Annotated in this window: 2 protein-coding genes; both read right to left on the reverse strand. The window is 69.4% G+C overall.

Annotation, left to right across the window (positions count from 1 at the left end; genetic code table 11):
* A partial coding sequence (locus tag RI841_RS15530; protein WP_310706534.1) for a L,D-transpeptidase family protein occupies positions 1-512 on the reverse strand: 512 nt, incomplete at its 3' end.
* Positions 513-755: 243 nt separating this feature from the next.
* On the reverse strand, positions 756-3442 hold a 2687-nt coding region (gene mfd, locus RI841_RS15535; protein WP_310706535.1), incomplete at its 5' end, for a transcription-repair coupling factor.

Consider the following 3442-nt stretch of genomic DNA (forward strand, 5'->3'; position numbering starts at 1 on the left):
CTGATGATCGACTCGGGCGGATACCAGGCCGGATCCTTGACCTTCTCGGTGATGCGGGTGGTGCCCAGGGGGGTCTGCCAGTCCATGCGCCCCACGGCGATGGGGTAGGTCTCGACACGCGGCGTCTCGTCCTCCTCGGCCGGGGGGTAGTAGTAGAGACGCATCTCCGCCACGTTGACCACCAGGCCCTCGCGGGGCCCGTCGGGCAGGATGAACCGACCGGGAATCACCACCTCCGTGCCCTCGAAGGGCGCCCAGATGCTGATGTCGGGATTGGCGCGCACCATCTCCTCGTAGCCGATGCCGTGCTCGTGGCCGATATCGATCAGGGTGTCACCGCTCTCGGCGACGATGGTATAGACCTCGCCGACCAGGTCCCCCTCCGCGGGAAGGGGGTAGTGGCCGCGGGGCCACGTCTCGGTGCCGGCGTTCAGCGGCGCGGTCAGGGTGGCACAGAGCCCCAGCGCCGTAGCGAATCGGGCGACGCGCCCGAGCGGGGAAGCGTGTTTCATTGACGTCATGTTCTCGTTGTTGCCAGGGGGCAGGCCATGGGGCGGGGGCTGCACCGGGCCCACCATGGGGCTCTGCAAGGACAGTATCGCCGGACGGCAGGCTCTTCGCCAGCGGAGCGACGCGCCGGCAGCAAGTAGTAACTGTGCTCCACTTTCTCGTTGAACATCTGCTTGGCCGCTTGGCCGCTTGGCCGCTTGGCCGCTTGGCCGCTTGGCCGCTTGGCCGCTTGTCCGCTCGTCACTCTACGCTGCCTCGGCCTTGCGGTTGAGGGTCTCGAGCAGCTGCTCCACCGCCTGGAAGCGCGCCTCTTCCTTCTCCATGTCCGCCTCGAAGCGCAGGGTATCGGCACCGTCCAGGCGATAGCGCTCCGGCGCCCGCTGGATCAACTCCACCAGCACCAGCGGGTCGACGGCGGTCTGGCCGGAGAAGATCACCCGGCCCTTCTCGGGGCCGGCCTCCAGGCGGGTGATGCCCAGGCGCTCGGCGCGCTGGCGCAAGCGGGTCTGGCGCAACAGGGTCTTCACCGGGGCCGGCAGCAGGCCGAAGCGGTCGATCATCTCCACCTGCAGCTCCTTGAGCTCGGCCTCGTCGCTGGCGCTGGCGATGCGCTTGTACATCACCAGGCGCTGCTGGACGTCGTGGAGGTAGTCATCGGGGATCAAGGCCGGCAGGTTGAGGCTGACCTCGACGCCCTGGTCCAGCGGCGCCTCGATGTTGGGCGTGCGGCCCTCGCGGATCGCCGTCACGGCCCGGTCGAGCATCTGCATGTAGAGGCCGTAGCCGACGGCCTCCATCTGGCCACTCTGCTCCTCGCCGAGCAGTTCGCCCGCACCACGGATCTCCATGTCGTGGCTGGCCAGGGTGAAGCCCGCGCCCAGGTCCTCGGCACCGGCAATGGCCTCCAGCCGCTTGACCGCATCCTTGGTCATCGCCTTCGGCGGCGGAGCGAGCAGGTAGGCATAGGCCTGGTGGTGACTGCGCCCGACCCGGCCGCGCAGCTGGTGGAGCTGGGCCAGGCCGAACTTGTCGGCTCGCTCGATGACGATGGTGTTGGCGCTGGGCACGTCGATGCCGGTCTCGATGATGGTCGAGCAGATCAGCACGTTGAAGCGCTTGTGGTAGAAGTCCGACATCACCCGCTCCAGGGAGCGCTCCGGCAGCTGGCCGTGGGCGACGCCGACGCGTGCCTCCGGCACCAGCTCGCGTATCGTCTCGGCGGTGGTCTCGATGGTCTTGACCTCGTTGTGCAGGAAGTAGACCTGGCCGCCGCGCAGGATCTCGCGCAGGATCGCCTCCTTGATCACCGCCTCGTCACGCTGCTGGACGAAGGTCTTCACCGAGAGGCGCCGCGCCGGCGGGGTGGCAATGATCGACAAGTCGCGGATGCCGCTCATCGCCATGTTCAGCGTCCGCGGGATCGGCGTGGCGGTCATGGTCAGGATATCGACCTCGGCGCGCAGGCTCTTGAGGCGCTCCTTCTGGGCCACGCCGAAGCGATGCTCCTCGTCGATGATCAAGAGCCCCATGTGCGGCAGCTTGGTGTTCTTCGACAGCAGCTTGTGGGTGCCGATGACGATGTCCGCCTGGCCCTCCTCGATGCGCTTCAGGGAGGCGGCCTGCCCCTTGCCCGAGGTGAAGCGCGAGATCAGTTCGATGTTCACCGCGGTGTCGGCGAAGCGGTCGCGGAAGTTCTCGTAGTGCTGGCGGGCGAGCAGGGTAGTGGGCACCAGCACCACCACCTGGCGGCCGGAGTTCACGGCCAGGAAGGCCGCCCGCATGGCGACCTCGGTCTTGCCGAAGCCCACATCGCCGCAGACGACCCGGTCCATGGGGCGCGGCGCGGTCATGTCGCCGATCACCGCCTGAATGGCGGCGCGCTGGTCGGGCGTCTCCTCGAAGGGGAAACTGGCCGCAAAGCGGGCGTACTCCGCGTCGGGCGCCGCGCAGGCAAAGCCCTCCCGGGCCTCGCGGCGGGCATAGATGTCGAGCAGCTCGGCGGCGGTGTCGCGGATCTTCTCGGCGGCGCGCCGTCGTGCCTTCTCCCACTGATCCGAGCCCAGGCGATGCAGGGGCGCCAGCTCGTCGTCGGCGCCGGCGTAGCGCGAGATCAGGTGCAGGCTGTCCACCGGCACGTAGAGCCGGGCCCCGTCGGCATACTCCAGGGTCACGAACTCGGCGGCCTGGCCACCGGCCTCGATCGTCTCGAGCCCCTTGTAGCGGCCCACGCCATGGGCCTGGTGGACCACCGGGGCGCCGGGGCGCAGTTCCGAGAGGTGGCGAATCGCCAGCTCGTTCTCATCGGTCGCCCGTTCGCGGCGGCGGCTCTGGCGCACCACCTCGCCGAACAGCTCGGTCTCGCTGATCACCGCCAGGTCGGGGTCGGTCAGCCACAGGCCGGCGTCGATCTCGCCCTCGGTGATCGCCAGGCGCGCCTCGCTCTCCAGGAAGGCGGGAAAGTCCTCCGCGTGTCGTAGCTCGAGCCTCAGCGGCCCCAGGGTCTCCTCCAGGGCCTCGCGGCGGCCGCGGGACTCGGCAACGAACAGCACTCGGGTGGCCGGGTGGTCGGCGAGGAAGCTCTCCAGGGCGGCCAGCGGCTCCTTCGCCCGGGCATTCACGGTCACCGTCGGGGGCGTGCGGGTGGCCGGCGCCACGGCATGCCGATGCGCCTCATCGTCGGTCAGGGCCACCCGGGGATGGCGCTTGATGGCGCCGAACGCCTCGGACACGGGCACGAAGGCGCGATGGGGAGGCAGCAGCGGGCGGGTCGGATCGACCCCGAGGTTCTCGTAGCGGCTCTCGATGGCCGCCCAGTGGTGCTCGGCGGCCTCGAACACCCCGGGCAGCATGGCCACCCGCGTGCCCTCGGCCAGGTGCTCGAAGAGGGTGGCGGTCTGCTCGAAGAACAGCGGCAGGTACTGCTCCAGGCCGG

Source organism: Halomonas sp. (assembly GCF_031581305.1).
Taxonomy (GTDB): Bacteria; Pseudomonadota; Gammaproteobacteria; order Pseudomonadales; family Halomonadaceae; genus Halomonas.